Annotated in this window: 10 protein-coding genes and 1 riboswitch; of the genes, 9 read left to right on the top strand and 1 reads right to left on the bottom strand. The window is 63.6% G+C overall.

From position 1 onward, the window contains the following. Positions 1 to 333: 333 nt before the first annotated feature. Positions 334 to 2478 (bottom strand): YccS family putative transporter, encoded by a 2145-nt coding sequence (yccS, locus tag ABNU97_RS14315; protein WP_348767366.1) that lies wholly within the window; start codon positions 2476 to 2478, stop codon positions 334 to 336. A 230-nt stretch (positions 2479 to 2708) separates the two neighbouring features. On the opposite strand from yccS, the gene ABNU97_RS14320 reads away from it, so the two are divergent. The 9 genes from ABNU97_RS14320 to uca all read left to right on the top strand — a co-directional run bounded on the left by ABNU97_RS14320 (position 2709) and on the right by uca (position 15027). Then, positions 2709 to 3437 carry a sulfite exporter TauE/SafE family protein gene (locus tag ABNU97_RS14320; protein ID WP_348767367.1) on the top strand — a complete coding sequence of 243 codons (729 nt, stop codon included), beginning with the start codon at positions 2709 to 2711 and terminating at the stop codon, positions 3435 to 3437. 396 nt (positions 3438 to 3833) lie between these two features. Beyond that, entirely contained in the window at positions 3834 to 5942 is a 2109-nt protein-coding gene (locus ABNU97_RS14325) for a carboxy terminal-processing peptidase (protein WP_348767368.1), read from the top strand. A gap of 82 nt (positions 5943 to 6024) precedes the next feature. Next, positions 6025 to 6855 (top strand): HAD-IA family hydrolase, encoded by an 831-nt coding sequence (locus ABNU97_RS14330; protein WP_348767369.1) that lies wholly within the window; start codon positions 6025 to 6027, stop codon positions 6853 to 6855. 187 nt (positions 6856 to 7042) lie between these two features. Beyond that, positions 7043 to 7170, top strand: a riboswitch (guanidine-I (ykkC/yxkD leader). A gap of 60 nt (positions 7171 to 7230) precedes the next feature. After that, positions 7231 to 8280 carry a putative urea ABC transporter substrate-binding protein gene (locus tag ABNU97_RS14335; protein WP_348767370.1) on the top strand — a complete coding sequence of 350 codons (1050 nt, stop codon included), beginning with the start codon at positions 7231 to 7233 and terminating at the stop codon, positions 8278 to 8280. A gap of 68 nt (positions 8281 to 8348) precedes the next feature. After that, on the top strand, positions 8349 to 9173 hold the full coding sequence (locus tag ABNU97_RS14340; protein WP_348767371.1) for an ABC transporter permease subunit: 825 nt from the start codon (positions 8349 to 8351) through the stop codon (positions 9171 to 9173). Then, on the top strand, positions 9173 to 9946 hold the full coding sequence (locus ABNU97_RS14345) for an ABC transporter ATP-binding protein (protein WP_348767372.1): 774 nt from the start codon (positions 9173 to 9175) through the stop codon (positions 9944 to 9946). Before ABNU97_RS14340 ends, ABNU97_RS14345 begins: the two co-directional genes overlap by 1 nt. Further along, a complete protein-coding gene (locus ABNU97_RS14350) occupies positions 9943 to 10665 on the top strand; it encodes an urea amidolyase associated protein UAAP1 (RefSeq protein ID WP_348767373.1) in 723 nt (240 codons plus the stop codon). The genes ABNU97_RS14345 and ABNU97_RS14350 overlap by 4 nt, the downstream gene beginning before the upstream one ends. A 26-nt stretch (positions 10666 to 10691) precedes the next feature. Then, positions 10692 to 11330: an urea amidolyase associated protein UAAP2 gene (locus ABNU97_RS14355; RefSeq protein ID WP_348767374.1), complete on the top strand. Its 639-nt coding sequence runs from the start codon at positions 10692 to 10694 to the stop codon at positions 11328 to 11330. 88 nt (positions 11331 to 11418) lie between these two features. Continuing rightward, a complete protein-coding gene (gene uca / locus ABNU97_RS14360) occupies positions 11419 to 15027 on the top strand; it encodes an urea carboxylase (RefSeq protein WP_348767375.1) in 3609 nt (1202 codons plus the stop codon). The last annotated feature ends 492 nt before the right edge of the window (positions 15028 to 15519 follow it).

Consider the following 15519-nt stretch of genomic DNA (forward strand, 5'->3'; position numbering starts at 1 on the left):
AAAGCCCGGCCGCTAAGCGGTTTGGCCCAAAAGGCCGCGCTACGGCGTTGCATGGTTGGGTCATACATTGGCTATGACGCGGCGCCATGCGCCTTGTATCGCAGCCTTTTGGAACTCAAACGCGACCGTGGATGAATAGATCAGAGGTTTCCTGATCCGGCATCAAGACGGCTGCCTGCGGCAGCCTTTTCAACGTGGCGGAACAATAACCGCCGACACCTGTAGTCGGTCCTCGTCCTGGCCTCACGAGCGTTTGCCGTGGCGCGCCTGCTTTCGCAGGCGGGCGTTATCAGGCCGAAAATCAGCTATTGAATCATCTGTTCCAGGGCCGGGTTAATAACGCACCAGCGCCTGCCCCACGCGCCGCAGCCGCGGCAGTTCGTCGAGCAGCTGGGCGAGCTGGCCGCGGATCAGGCGCTGGGGCTCGCTTTCGCCCAGCGGCATGGCCATGAGCGCTTCGCGCAGGCTTTGCTCGTATTCGCTGTCCACGGGCATGGGTTCCCCGCGCACAAGAGCATGCCCGGCTTCTTGCAGCGTATCGGCGATATAGGAGGCCACCTGTTCGAGCAGCGTATTGCCGGCATGGGCTGACAGCACCTGGCGGTGTGCGCCCAGCGTGGACAGATGCGCGATCAGCGTCTGCGCACTGGCCAGCACGGCCAACGCCTGTTTGCTGTCGGCACGCGCGCCGTGCGGATCCTTGAGCGCGGACGACACGTGCGTGCTTACGGATGCATCCGCGTTATGCGCATCCCGACGGGCGATGCGATAGTCGAGATCGTCGCGTTTGCCATGGCGATACTGAACGAAGATCGCGCGCAGATAGCGGCCGTTGGCAGACAGTGCATCGGCCAGCCGCTGGTGCAGTTCGCGCGAACGCCAATCCGGCAGCACCAGCCGCATGGCGGCAAATGCGATCGCGCCGCCGATAAGGGTATCCAGCAGACGCGGCACGATCAGGTCGAAGCCGTTGCCGACCTGGTTGAACGCGAGCAGCACGAGCACGCTGATGGCCGCCGCAGCCACGACATAACGTCGAAACCGGGTGGCGAAAAACGTAACCCCCGCTGCGACTGTAAGCAGCAGCTGGATTTCGCTTCCCGGAAACAGCTTGAGCAGAGCCCAGCCCACGATCAGGCCAAGCGCCGTGCCGCCCACCCGCTGGATCGCGCGCTTTCGAGTCGCGCCATAGTCGGGCTGGCACACCAGCATCACGGTCAACAGAATCCAGTAGCCCTGCTCCGGGTGCACGATCTTGAGCACCGCATAACCCACCAGCATCGCCAGCCCCAGTCGCAGGCCGTGGCGAAAACGCGCCGAGGCCGGCGTGAGCTCAACCGCCGCGCGGCGTAGTCCCTCGCCGAAACTGGCCGGGGCCGGATTCTGCAGACGTCCTTCGTCGACCTGCTCGGCCGGGGCCTTGGCGGTTGCGACACGCTCGGCCAGGGAATCGAGATTGTCGGCCAGTTCCTCAACCACGGTCAGCAGCTCGCGCCCGGGCGCGTTTTCACGCTCGCGCTGATAGGCAAGCGCCGCATCGAATTCGTGGCGCGCCGTATTCACCGCCGTAAACCCAAGGCTGTTCTGATAGCGCAGCCCGGCGGCACGCTGGCGACAGGCCCCGGCCACGGCCGTGACCAGCCGCTGTGCGCGAAACATCAGGTCGCTGTGAAAGAAGGCGTGGGTCAACCTTGAATAGGGATGATGCGATGAGGCCGCGCGTTCGTGAATATCCTGGGCGGCCAGGTACAGGCGCAGGTTTTCGTTCATGGCCGAGCGCGAGCGGCGGCCGTCGAGCCGGTCGATGAGTGCAAGCCGGGCCTCGTTGAGCGCGGCCACCACGGCCGCGTTGGCATGGGCCAGCGCATTGCGACAGGCCACGATATCCACGCCGCGGCTGGGCTCGAACAGGCGTGCCTTGCAGTCCAGATAATCGCCGAGCGCGTCGTAGAGCCTTGCCAGCGCATGGCGTACCGGCCGATGCACGAACACCGCGTTCCATGCCAGCGACAGCAGCCCGTACCAGCCGGCACCGGCCACCAACAGCGCCGGCTGATACCAGAAGGCATCGGTCACGGGATGCTGATCGCGCCCGATCATGCCGTACACCGCCAGCAGCAGCGTGGCATTGCTGATGGTTGCATAGCGCGGGCTGGCGGCCCCCATCATCACAAGCACGAACGGGCCCAGCGCAAGGGCGACGCCGAACACCACGGTACGCTCGAACAGCAGCTGGACCAGCAGCGCGGCCAGCGCAAAGCACAGCAACGTCACCGCCAGGGCCGTCGCGCGCCGTCGCCAGCTGTCGTCGGTTTCCGCGATCGCGGCCGCGATCACGCCAAGCATGAGCGGAATCAGCTCGCGAACGTTATCGCCCAGCCCGGCATAGAGCATGACGCCGGCCAGCGCAGCGAACACGCGCAGCGCATCGGCAAAGCGCTCGAAGGCCAGCAGGTATTGGAGACGGTGCCAACGCAATCCGAAGATCCCGGCGGAAATTCAACCGTCGTATTCTAGACGGTCGCAGCACGGCTACGCTGACCATCGAACAGCGTTTTGTGCCAAGCGTGCCCTGCGCGCCCGGCAGGCAACGTGAATATGACAGGTCGGGGACGACGCACGCGCGGCAAACGTATACCCTGCCACGCGCCGCGCCCGCTGGTGGCGCAGATCACGGCCGGCGTTGCCGGCAGCCGACCGGGAAGACCGTGCAGATTCTGTTATTCAACCTCGCTGCGTTCGCCGGTGCCTGTGCCCAGGGCATGACCGGCTTTGGCTCGGGCACGCTCACCGCCTCGCTGCTGGTGATGCTGTTTCCATTTCGCGATGTGGTCGCGACCGTGGCCATGCTGGTACTCGTGCCCAACCTGATGCTCCTGTGGCTGACCCGCCACGAAATGGACTGGCACCGCGGCCCGGTGGCCGCGCTCGGCCTGTCCCTGGGCATTGTCGTGGGTGGCCAGCTGCTGGCGATTCTGCCGGCCGAGCTGCTGCGCCGCGGGCTGGGCATGGCAATACTGGTATACGTCGGCCTCATGCTCTGGCGCACGCCGACGCCCGAACAGGCACCGCCGCGCTCGGTTCGCGAAGGCGGCTTTCTGTTCGGCAGCGGCGCGGCGGCCGGCGTGGTCGTGGGGGCGGTGGGCGTCTCGCCGATCCCGCTTTTGATCTACGTGAGCCTGCGCTATCCCAAGCAGATCGCGCGTTCGGTGCTTACGCTCGCGTTTTTCTGCGGCACCATCACCCAGAACATCGTTTACTACCATCTCGGCCTGCTCACCGGCGAGCTGGCGCTCATGGCGCTGTTCACAGTGCCGGGCATCGCACTGGGCCTATTGGTCGGCAACCGGCTGCACTACCGAATCAACCAAAAGACCTTTGCACGAGCGCTGGCTCTCATTCTGTTGTTGCCGGCACTGCGCCTGGTCTGGGGTTGATCGGGCCCTCGGCGTGGGCCACGCCGATCCGAACGCATACGGGCATTGCGCCCCACCCATGCCCACGGGCATGATTCGAACGGTGAAATATCGGTTATTGCCGTGTGTTTACGTGAACGAACCCCGTTATTCACGGGCGAAGCGGTCATCCACGCCACAAAAACGATTTGCGATCGTAAATCATCTGTTCGGCAGGCACCGATGCTGACGTCATGACGGCCCGCGCGTCCCGTACTTGGTGCCGGTCGTCGAGAATAATTCGTGTATCGTGAACGTGATACGCCATAATAGGGACAATGGCGATAACTGTTTAAGCCTGCGGCCGCTTCGGTGGTCGCCTCGGGCGCCGAGGCGGCGGATCATGGTCCCGGCTTCGGCCAATCAATGAGTTCCTTCATGCGCAAGCTTGCCCTCCTGATTCTAATTGCCTTGTTCGTGTTCGCGCAGAGCGGCTGCGCGGCCGATTCGCCCGCGGATCCGGAGCCGGTACCCGACGCCGGTGGCGGCACCGCCGAAGGCTATTCGCCTCTGGTACCCGACGATAACCAGGCCAAGATCGACCGCGAAATCGTCAAGCAGCTGCAGCAGAACCATTACAACAAGGTCGAACTCAACGACGAATTTTCCGAGAAGTTCTTCAACGCCTATCTCGACGAGCTCGACGGCACCCGCGGCGTATTCCTGCAATCGGATATCGATCGGCTGCGCGACAAGTACGAGCACGCGCTCGACGACGAGCTCAAGCAAGGCCAGACACGCGCAGCCTTCGATATCTACAACACATATCAAAAGCGGCGTATTCAGATCGACCAGTGGGCCCTGGAGCGTATTTCCCAGGGCATCGACAGCTTCGACATCAGCGATGACGAGAGCTTCGATATCGACCGCGAGAACGCCCCCTGGCCGGCCGACGCAGCCGCGCGCGAAGCGCTTTGGACCCAACAGCTCGAGAACCAGCTGATCAACCTCAAGCTCAACGATCTCGACGAAGCCGAAGTGGAAAAACGCCTGACCCAGCGTTACTCCAACGAACTCAAGCAGCTGCGCCAGACCGAGCCGATGGATGCGTTCTCGGCCTATATGGACGCTTATACGCACAGCTACGACCCGCACACCGACTATTTCTCGCCGCGGCGCTCGGAAGATTTCAATATCGACATGAATCTTCAGCTGCAGGGCATCGGTGCCGAGCTGCGCTCCAAGAACGGCTATGCCGAGCTGGTACGCCTGATCCCGGGCGGGCCGGCGGCGAAATCCGGCAAGCTCAAGCCCACCGACCAGATCATCGCCGTGGGCCAGGGCGAAGACGGCGAGTTCACCGACGTGGTGGGCATGCGCCTGGACGAAACGGTGCAGCTCATCCGCGGCGAAAAAGGCAGCACCGTGCGCCTGCAGATCTCGTCGCAGGACGGCAGCCAGACCAAGACGGTGACGCTGGTACGCGACAAGATCGAGCTCAAGGATCAGGCCGCCCGCAAGCAGATCATCCAGCTCGAACGCGGCGGCCAGACCGTGGACGTGGGGCTGATTACTCTGCCCTCTTTCTACAACGGCACCGCCAAGGACGTGAAGAACCTGGTGGTCGAGCTCAAGAAGAACAAAGACCTTGCCGGCATCGTGCTCGACCTGCGTAACAACGGCGGCGGCGCGCTCGGCGAGGCCATGAAGCTGACCGGCCTGTTCATGAATTCGGTGCCCGTGGTGCAGATTCGCGATGCCGACGGCAACGTACAGGTGCTGGGCGATCGCAACGACGGCCCGATTTACGATGGGCCGCTGGCGGTGATGGTCAATCGCCTGTCCGCGTCGGCCTCCGAGATCGTGGCCGGCGCGCTGCAGGACTACGGCCGCGCGATCGTGCTGGGCGGTCAGACCTTCGGCAAGGGCACGGTACAGACGCTGATGCCGCTCTCGGAAGGTCAGATCAAGCTGACCCAGGCCAAGTTCTATCGGGTGACCGGTGAATCCACCCAGGATCGTGGCGTGACCCCGGATCTGACTTTCCCGGCCGCCATCGACCCCAGCAAGATCGGCGAAAGCGCGCTGCCCAACGCCCTGCCCTGGGATCGCATCAAGCCGACCACCTACCCGTATTCGGACGAGATCGTGCAGCTGCTCGACACCCTGGAACGCGGCCATAAGATGCGCGTGAATAAAGACCCGGACTACGAGTACCGCGTCGACCGTATCCGCCTGGCCCGCCAGCAGAGCGAAAAGACCCGCGTGTCGCTCAACCTCGAAGAGCGTCGCGCGGAGCAGAAAGCGCTTAAACAGCAGAGCCTGCAGCTCGCCAATACCCACCGCAAAGCGACCGGCGAAGAACCCTTCGAAGACTACGCCGCGTTCGAGAAGAGCGAAGAAGGCGAGGACCCGCAGGAACAGGAGCTCACCGGCCAGTCCCGCGACAAGGATGAAATCGACGCGTACCAGACCGAAAGCGCGCGCATTCTGCTCGACCTGGTTGAAGCGTTCATTCGCGAAAAACAGCAGGCCGACGCGGCTTGAATCCATTTCACGGTATCCGCGCTGACCGCCAGGGCCGCCCAATGCATGGCCTGAGCGGCCCGCCCCCTTGGGCGGTGCATGCATGAGCATCCTGCAGCTACCCACCGGCGACCCCTGCGTGATCCTGATCGACTGGCATGCGACGCTCGTGGATACCCACGACGCCATGTATCACGCGGTCGACGATGTGCTGCCGCGTCTGGATGAACTGGGCCTGCTCGAACACCTGCTCGCCCCGGATCAATCGAAGACCATCGAGGACGCCAAGCTGGTGAAGTACGTGCGCGATAATCGCGCGCTGCATCCGCGGATCGTCGCGGAACGCAAGATCTCTCGAACCGACATATTCGAGGTGCTGTTCGGCGACAATCCGGACGCCAAGCAGCGCGCCCACGGTGCCTTCGACGAGTCGTATCGCAAGTACGTGGGCGAAGTCACGCCGCTGGAGCGCGATACGCGTGCCAACCTGCAGGCGCTTCGCGACCTGGATATCACCCTGGGGCTGATCTCCAACCGTAACCGCGAGTTCATGAACCACGAACTGGCGATCGTGGATGGCAGCGGCTGGGCCGATCTGTTCGATGCCATGACCTGCGGCAACGACGTGCCGCACCGCAAGCCGCACCCCGATCTGCTGCTCAAGGCTCTTGACCAGCTCGGCCGAGACGCCGGCGAGCACGTCTGGTACGTGGGCGATTCCACCACCGACGTCATCGCCGCCAAACGCGCCGGTGTGACCGCCGTGTTCTATAACGGCGCCGGCTGGGATCAGGAATGGATCGACAAGATTTTCCCCGGCACCGTGCGCCACCCGCACCGGCCGGATGCCGTGGTCGACCATCTCGGCGAACTGGTCGATCTGGCCCGCCATATGCGCGCACAGCACCTGCGCGTCGAACGTTCCAGGGACTGACGCGCTTTTATTGCGCCCCGTTCTGGTGCAAACCGTGACAATCCGCCACGCTGATTTCTACGACACGCGCCGCTCCCCTCCAACCCCCTGATTACGCTAGCCGCGGCCGACCTGGCAAGGTTCCTGCATTGGTGTTGGCAACGAGTTAATCGGGTATCGGCAGCATTGGCTGCCCCACAATCAGTTTCCAATAGACGGCTAGGGTTCCGGTCGACGCAACAAACACGCGTCGATGACTGGTCCGAGAGCAGTCGACCTGCAACACCGACCACGCGATCGGGGCAGGTTACACGGCGGGATAAAAGCCCGGGAGGTCACCCAGCAGTTTCTCTGCGTCCGGTACCCCCGTGTCATTCGCCGAAGTTGGAGACCGCCATGCCCCGTACGTCCCGTCTTGTTTCATCGCTTGCCATTGCCGTTTGTGCCTTCATGCCGCTCGGCGTGGCCCAGGCGAAAGACAACTTCCGCGTTTGCTGGTCGATCTATGCCGGCTGGATGCCCTGGAGCTATGCCGAGAGCTCCGGAATCATGGACAAATGGGCCGACAAGTACGACATCTCCGTCGATCTGATCCAGATCAACGACTATATCGAGTCGGTGAACCAGTACACCTCGGGCAATATGGATGGCTGTGCGATCACCAACATGGATACGCTCACCATCCCGGCGGCTTCCGGCGTGGATTCCACTGCACTGATCGTCAACGATTATTCCGACGGCAACGACGGCATCATCCTCAAGAACGCCGATTCGCTGAAGGACATCGAAGGCCGCCAGGTCAATCTGGTGCAGTTCAGCGTGTCGCACTACTTCCTGGCGCGGGCGCTGGAATCGGTCGGCCTGTCCGAACGCGACATCAATACCGTCAACACCACGGATGCCGACATGGTTGGCATTTACGCCAACGACGATGTCGACGCCGTGGTGACCTGGAACCCGCAGCTGCAGGCTATCGATGCCATGCCCAACAGCAGCCTGGTCTACACCTCGGCCGAGATCCCGCGCGAGATCCTGGACATGCTGGTGGTCAATACCCGCACGCTCGAGGACAACCCGGACTTCGGCAAGGCGATGGTCGGTGCCTGGTATGAAGTGATGCAGCATGTCGCCGACGGCGACGAAGACGCGCTTGCCGCCATGGCCGAAGCGGCCGGCACCGACGTGGCCGGCTACAAGCAGCAGCTTGAAGCCACGCATCTCTATACCGATCCGAACGCGGCGGCCGAGCTCATGAACAGCGCCGAGCTGCTGGACACCATGCAGCGTATCGCCGAGTTCAGCTTCGACCACGGGCTGTTGGGCCCAGCCGCGCCCGGGCCGGATTTCGTCGGCATCGAGTCGCCCGCGGGCACCTACGGCAACGAGTCGAACGTCATGATGCGCTTCGACCCGAGCTTTACCGAAGACTACGCCGAGTCGCGCTGAGCCCTTTGCCCACGCGGCGTCCGTAAACGCGGGCGCCGCCGTTCCGGCCTCACCCAAGGACTGACTCCATGAAGCGCTTGATCAACCTCAAGCCGGCCCGCCCGGCGCGCGTCGCCCTCGCGCTGCTCCCGTTTTTGCTGATCGCCTTTGTTTATCTGAGCGCGTCCAGCGCACGGCTGGCCGAAAATCCCAACGATCGCCTGCTGCCCTCGCCCGCCAAGATGGCCGATACCATGCAGGGTCTGGCCACCGAACCCAACGTGCGCACCGGCAGCATTCCGCTATGGGCCGATACCGCAGCGAGCCTGCAGCGCCTGGGCATCGGCGTCGGTATCAGCGCCTTCGCGGCCCTGGTGTTCGGCCTGCTGAGCGGCGGGCTGCCGTTGTTTCGTGCGCCGTTCTCGCCGTTGATCACCGTGGTATCGCTGATCCCACCGCTGGCGGTACTGCCGATTCTGTTCATCGTGTTCGGTACCGGCGAGCTGGCCAAGGTGGTGCTGATCATCGTCGGCATCACCCCGTTTCTGATTCGCGATCTCACCGGCGAGGCGCTGCGCCTGCCCGAAGAGCAGCGCATCAAGGCACAGACGCTGGGCGCCAACTCCTGGCAGGTGATGCTGCGCGTGCTGCTGCCCCAGCTCACCCCTAGGCTGATATCCGCCACCCGGCTGGCCCTGGGCAGCGCCTGGCTGTTTTTGATCGCCGCCGAAGCGATCGCCGCCCAGGACGGCCTGGGCTATCGCATCTTTCTGGTGCGCCGCTATCTGTCCATGGACGTGATCCTGCCCTATGTGGCGTGGATCACCCTGCTGGCGTTCATCATCGACCAGGCCCTGCTGTGGATCTCGCGCCTGTCGTTTCCCTGGTATCACGTCGACGAGGGCAAATCCTGATGAGTCTCGTAGAAGCCAAAGGGCTGGAAAAACACTACGGCGACGACGTCGTGCTGGAACGGCTGAATTTCAGCGTCGAGCCGGGCGAATTCGTGACCATCGTCGGCGCCTCGGGCTGTGGCAAGACCACCTTCCTGAAGATGATGCTGGGCACCGAGTCCATCACCAAGGGCCAGCTGCTGGTCGACGACAAGCCCATTCCGGGCGAACCCGGCCCGGATCGGGGCGTGGTGTTCCAACGCTATTCGGTGTTTCCGCATCTCACCGTGCTGGGCAATACCATCATTGCCGAAGAACTCTCGCGCTCGCGGATGTTCGGCAAGTTGTTCGGCCCCGGCCGGCGCAAAGCCCGTGAAGCCGCCATGGAACGGCTCACCCAGGTGGGCCTGCAGCATGCGCTCGACAAGTATCCGCACGAACTGTCCGGCGGCATGCAGCAGCGTCTGGCCATTGCCCAGGCGCTGATGATGAAACCGCGCATCCTGCTGCTCGACGAGCCGTTCGGCGCGCTCGATCCCGGCATTCGCCAGGACATGCACGAACTCGTCGGCAAGCTCTGGCGCGAGCAGAAACTCACCATCTTCATGATCACCCACGACATCGAAGAAGCCTTCGCGCTGGGTACGCGCGTGTGGGTTTTCGACAAGTGGCGTGACGACCCACAGGCGCCGCAGGCGTACGGCGCCACCATCACCTACGACCTGGACGTGGAACGCAACCGCGAGGACACGCCTTCCCAGGCCAAGCAAATCCAGGAGGACATGCACGCATGAGCAACCCCGCCTATACCACCCATCTGCCCGGCGGCCAGCACTGGTCCCTGCGCCTGCGCCGTGGCACCACCATGACCCTCACCGCCAGCGAGGCCGATACCAATGTCGGCATGCTCATGTACAACCCGGAAAACCTGCTCGAGCGTTTGAACCTGCCCGACAGCCTGAAGTGTCAGCACACCTTCAAGCTCACCCGCGGCAACTGCCTGTATTCCGACATGGGCCGCATATTCGCCTCCATCGTCGAGGACGATCTGGGCTGGCACGACGCCGTCGGCGGCAATCTGCATGAGCGTCACCTCATCGAAAAGGGCTGGCAGCCGGTGAGCTTTCAGTCCGCGCTCAACGACCGCACCCAGACCGGCCACGACAGCTTTCTGATCGAGCTGGCGAAGTATGGCCTGGGCAAGCGGGATCTGGCCGCCAACCTGAATCTGTTTTCCAAGGTCGTGGCCGACGACGACGGCAACCTGTCGTTCGTGCCCGGCCACTGCAAGGCCGGCGATTCGGTGACGCTGCGTTTCGAGATGGACACGCTGGTGGCCCTGCATACCTGCCCCCACCCGCTCGACCCGGCGGCCGAATATCCCAAGCGCGGCGTGGATATCGCGCTGGCCGAAGCCGACCCCGTGGCCGCCGACGATGTCTGCCTGACCCACTGCGACGAAAACGCCCGCGGCTTCGAGAACAACCGCCTGTACTACCTCGGCGCGGCCTGAAGCCGACGATACGACAAGGAGCACTTATGACCATCGCAAGCCAGCAACGCGAAGAAAACGCCGTCTTTCGCCAGCTCATCGATGCCGGCGACCATTACATCGGCACGGTGAAAGCCGGGCAGACGCTTCGTATCATCGACGTCGAAGGCAACGAAGCGGCCGATACCCTGTTCTTCAATGCAAACGATCCGTCCGAGCGCTATAGCGCCGTGGATACCGTGCGCGAACAGGGCAAGGTCTATCTGACCACCGGCAGCGAACTGCGCTCGAACCTCAACAACGTGATGCTGACCATCAGCGCCGATACCTGTGGGCGTCACGACACCCTCGGTGGCGCCTGTGCGAGCGAATCCAACACCGTGCGCTACGACCTGGAAAAGCGGCATATGCATTCCTGCCGCGACAACTGGATGCTGGCGATCGCCAACTATCCCGAGTACGGCATTACCAAGCGCGACATCGCCCACAACATCAATTTCTTCATGAACGTGCCGGTCACCGCCAACGGCGAGCTGTACTTCGACGACGGCATTTCCGGGCCCGGCAAGTACGTGGAAATGGTGGCCGAAATGGATGTGGTCGTTCTCATTTCCAACTGCCCGCAGCTCAACAACCCCTGCAGCGGCTTCAACCCGACGCCGCTGGAAGTGCTGGTCTGGGATTGATCGGCCGGGCCCGGTAGGGACGGTGTCGGGACGACCCGCGCCGCTGATGATTAATCGCGGGACGACCCGCCGTTGAAGGCATGACCCTATGTTTTCCAAAGTCCTGATCGCCAACCGTGGCGCGATTGCCCGTCGTATCCAACGCAGCCTCACGGCCCTCGGCGTCGCATCGGTCGCCGTGTATGCCGAAACCGACCGCGATGCGCTGTTCGTCCAGGAAGCCGACGAGGCGTTCTCCCTGGGCAGCGGCGGCGCGACCGACACCTATCTCGATCGCGACCGGCTGCTTGCCATTGCCGCCGAGACCGGCGCCGATGCGGTTCACCCGGGCTATGGTTTTCTCTCCGAAAACGAAGACTTCATCGCCGCCTGCGAAGCCGCAGGGCTGGTCTTTCTGGGCCCCACCGCCAAACAGGTCCATGCGTTCGGTCTTAAACACGAAGCACGGAAGATCGCCGAGAACGCGAACGTGCCGCTCGTGCCGGGCTCCGGCCTGCTCGACGATGTCGAACAGGCCCAGTCTGAAGCCGAGCGTATCGGCTATCCCGTCATGCTCAAATCCACCGCGGGCGGCGGCGGTATCGGCATGCAGGTATGCGAAACCGAAGCCGAACTGGCACGCGCCTTCGACTCCGTACGTGGCCTGGGCCAGCGCAACTTCGGCGATGCCGGCGTGTTCGTGGAAGCCTATATCGCCAAGGCTCGTCATCTGGAAGTCCAGATCTTCGGCGACGGCAACGGCAAGGTGGCCGCCATAGGCGAGCGCGACTGTTCCACCCAGCGGCGCAATCAGAAAGTGCTGGAGGAATGCCCGGCCCCGGCCCTGCCCGAAACCGTACGCACGGCCCTGCTCGACACGGCCGTACGCCTGGGCAAAGCCGTTAATTACCGTAGCGCCGGTACGGTGGAATTCATCTACGACGCGACGCGCGAGGATTTCTTCTTTCTGGAGATGAACACGCGCCTGCAGGTCGAGCACGGCGTCACCGAAGAAGTCTACGGCGTGGATATCGTCGACTGGATGGTGCTCCTGGGCGCGGCCGAGCTGGGCGATCTCGACGCGCTCACGGCCGATCTCGCGCCCCGCGGGCATGCCATTCAGGCACGCCTCTATGCCGAAGATCCGCACCAGGATTTTCGCCCCAGCGCCGGGCTGCTCACCCAAGTCGAGTTCCCCGTGGGCGACGATCTGCGTATCGATCATTCCATCGAGGCCGGGCTGGAAATCTCGCCGCTGTTCGACCCGATGCTCGCCAAGGTGATCGTGCATGCGCCCGATCGCGACAGCGCACGCGCCCGGCTGGCCGACACCCTCGAACACAGCGCGGTCTACGGTATTGAAACCAACCGCACCTGGCTGGCCCACGTACTGCGCGATACGCGCTTTGCCGATGCGGATATCCATACCCGCTGGCTGGCCGATCTCGAATGGGCGCCGCCGACCATCGAAGTGCTCGATGCCGGCACGATGACCACCATTCAGGACGTGCCCGGCCGTACCGGCCACTGGGACGTGGGCGTGCCGCCGTCGGGGCCGTTCGACGACTGGTCGTTCAAGCTCGGCAACCGCCTGCTCGACAACGCGCCGGACGCGGCCGGGCTGGAAATCACCCTCACCGGGCCGACCCTGCGCTTTAACCGGGCCACCCAGATCGTGATCGCCGGTGCGCCGATCGCGGCCACGCTTGCCGGCGAAGCCGTCGACAACTGGCAGGTGCTGGACGTGGCCGCGGGCGCCGAGCTCAAGCTCGGCAAGATCGATGGCGGCGCGCGCTGCTATCTGCTTATTCGCGGCGGTATCGACTGCCCGGCCTATCTGGGCTCGCGTTCGACCTTCACCCTCGGCCAGTTCGGCGGCCATGCCGGGCGCGCGTTACGCAGCGGCGACGTGCTGCCACTGGCCGCGCTCGATGCCATCGAGGCCCGTGCCTTGCCGGCCGCGCTGCAACCTGAATACGGCACCCCGAATGAAAACGGCCGGCACTGGCAGATCGCGGTGCTCTATGGCCCGCATGGTGCGCCCGATTTCTTTACCGAAGACGACGTCGACACGATCTTCGCTACCGACTGGGAGGTGCATTTCAATTCCAACCGCACCGGCGTGCGCCTGATCGGTCCTAGGCCCGAATGGGCTCGCGAGGACGGCGGCGAGGCCGGCCTGCACCCCTCCAATATCCACGACAACGCCTACGCCTTCGGCACCATCGATTTCACTGGCGATATGCCGGTCATCCTCGGCCCGGACGGCCCCTCGCTGGGTGGTTTCGTCTGCCCTGCCACCACGGTCCGTGCCGAGCGCTGGAAGCTCGGCCAGCTCACGGCGGGGGATACCGTACGCTTCGTGCCGGTGTCTCTGGCCACCGCGCGCGCCATCGACGAGCGCCAGCAAACGGTGCTGGAAACGCTGGCCGAAACGCCGAAGCCGGCATTTGCCGAAGATCGCGATAGCCCGATATTGCGCGAACTGGACGCCGAAACCGCGGGCGAGCGGCTGGTCTATCGCCGGGCCGGCGACGAATTCCTGCTGATCGAATTCGGCGAAATGCAGCTCGAGATCGCCCTGCGTTTTCGTGCCCATGCCTGGATGCTGTGGCTGCGCGAGCATCCGCTGGAAGGCATGGCCGAACTCACGCCCGGCATACGCTCGCTGCAGATCCACTACGATCCGAACGTACTCGCGCTCGATACGCTGCTCGCGCATCTGGAAGGCGCCGAGCGCGAACTGCGCGATGTGGAAGATCTGACCATCGAATCGCGGGTCGTGCATCTGCCGCTGTCCTGGGACGATCCGGCCTGCCAGGAAGCCATCGACAAATATCAGCGCAGCGTGCGCCCGGATGCGCCCTGGTGCCCGAGCAACCTGGATTTCATCAAACGCATCAACGGCCTGGAAACCCATCAGGAAATCCGCGACATCCTGTTCAATGCGCGCTATCTGGTCATGGGCCTGGGCGATGTCTATCTCGGCGCGCCGGTGGCCACCCCGCTTGATCCACGCCAGCGTCTGGTGACGACCAAATACAACCCGGCGCGTACCTGGACGGCCGAAAACTCGGTCGGGATCGGCGGGGCCTATCTGTGCGTGTACGGCATGGAAGGCCCCGGCGGCTACCAGTTCGTCGGGCGTACGCTGCAGATGTGGAATCGCTATCGCGAAACCCGCCATTTCGAAAATCCGTGGCTGCTGCGCTTCTTCGACCAGCTGCGCTTCTATGAAGTCAGCCACGACGAGCTCACCGATATCCGGCGCGAATTCATACACGGGCGTTTCGACCTCAAGACCGAAACGGTCAAGTTTTCGCTGGCCGAGCATGAAGCCGAACTCGATCCGGTCCGCGACGAAATCGACGCCTTTCGGGAACAGCGCGAGCAGGCCTTCCAGGAGGAAATGGCGCGCTGGCGGGCCAACGGCCAATTCACCTTCGAGGATCACACGCCCGAAGTCAGCGAAACCGCCGAACTCGCCGCCAACGAAACCGGCGTCGACAGCCCCGTGTCCGGCAGCCTGTGGAAACTCCAGGTCGCCGAGGGCGATGCGGTCGAGGGCGGCCAGGTCGTCGCACTCGTCGAATCCATGAAGATGGAAGTCGAGATCGTGGCCCGCCAGGCCGGGCACGTCGCGCGGCTGCCCATCGCCGAAGGCGGGGCTGTGGCTGCGGGGCAGCCGGTGGTGATTATTGATACGGGCGATGCGTGATCGCTTAAGTCATGCGTCCGCAGTCAAACGCCAATAGAACCCGCAGCATGCATGGCGTCGCGTTTTTCATCCGGCAATCGTCGGTTCTGATGCGTGGGGCCGTTGCGAGTCGCCGATTTGTCGGACCTTTGGTTTCGCGCTGCGGCGCGACCCACTTTCGTTTGCTTGCCCAAACGAAGGCAGACAACACGAACCGCGCAGGTCGAATCAGACGCGCGGGCTGCGTTCTTTGTTGGATTACGCTGCGCTAATCCAACCTACAACAATCGTGACCTTGAGCGAGCGCCAGCGCGCTTGCCTGTATTCATCCCCTTGGGCGTAGCGCCGAGCAGTGGAGGCCGAACGCGGATAAAGCCAGCCGGATGTTTGAGCGAAGCGAGTTTCCGGCTGGCCCGCGTTCGGCCGGAGCCGCGCAGGGCATCGGCGCGCAGCGCCGACGCAAGACAGGGTGTCTTTTCTCTTGGGTACTTCTCTTTGGACAAGCAAAGAGAA

The sequence above is a fragment of the uncultured Salinisphaera sp. genome (assembly GCF_964012375.1).
In the GTDB taxonomy this organism is placed as follows: domain Bacteria; phylum Pseudomonadota; class Gammaproteobacteria; order Nevskiales; family Salinisphaeraceae; genus Salinisphaera.

Bases quoted from the DNA above. Each gene is read 5' to 3' on its own strand.
- ABNU97_RS14345 (WP_348767372.1), top strand. From the start codon at position 9,173: ATGAGTCTCGTAGAAGCCAAAGGGCTGGAAAAACACTACGGCGACGAC.
- ABNU97_RS14340 (WP_348767371.1), top strand. From the start codon at position 8,349: ATGAAGCGCTTGATCAACCTCAAGCCGGCCCGCCCGGCGCGCGTCGCC.
- ABNU97_RS14355 (WP_348767374.1), top strand. From the start codon at position 10,692: ATGACCATCGCAAGCCAGCAACGCGAAGAAAACGCCGTCTTTCGCCAG.
- uca (WP_348767375.1), top strand. From the start codon at position 11,419: ATGTTTTCCAAAGTCCTGATCGCCAACCGTGGCGCGATTGCCCGTCGT.
- ABNU97_RS14325 (WP_348767368.1), top strand. From the start codon at position 3,834: ATGCGCAAGCTTGCCCTCCTGATTCTAATTGCCTTGTTCGTGTTCGCG.
- ABNU97_RS14335 (WP_348767370.1), top strand. From the start codon at position 7,231: ATGCCCCGTACGTCCCGTCTTGTTTCATCGCTTGCCATTGCCGTTTGT.
- ABNU97_RS14330 (WP_348767369.1), top strand. From the start codon at position 6,025: ATGAGCATCCTGCAGCTACCCACCGGCGACCCCTGCGTGATCCTGATC.
- ABNU97_RS14350 (WP_348767373.1), top strand. From the start codon at position 9,943: ATGAGCAACCCCGCCTATACCACCCATCTGCCCGGCGGCCAGCACTGG.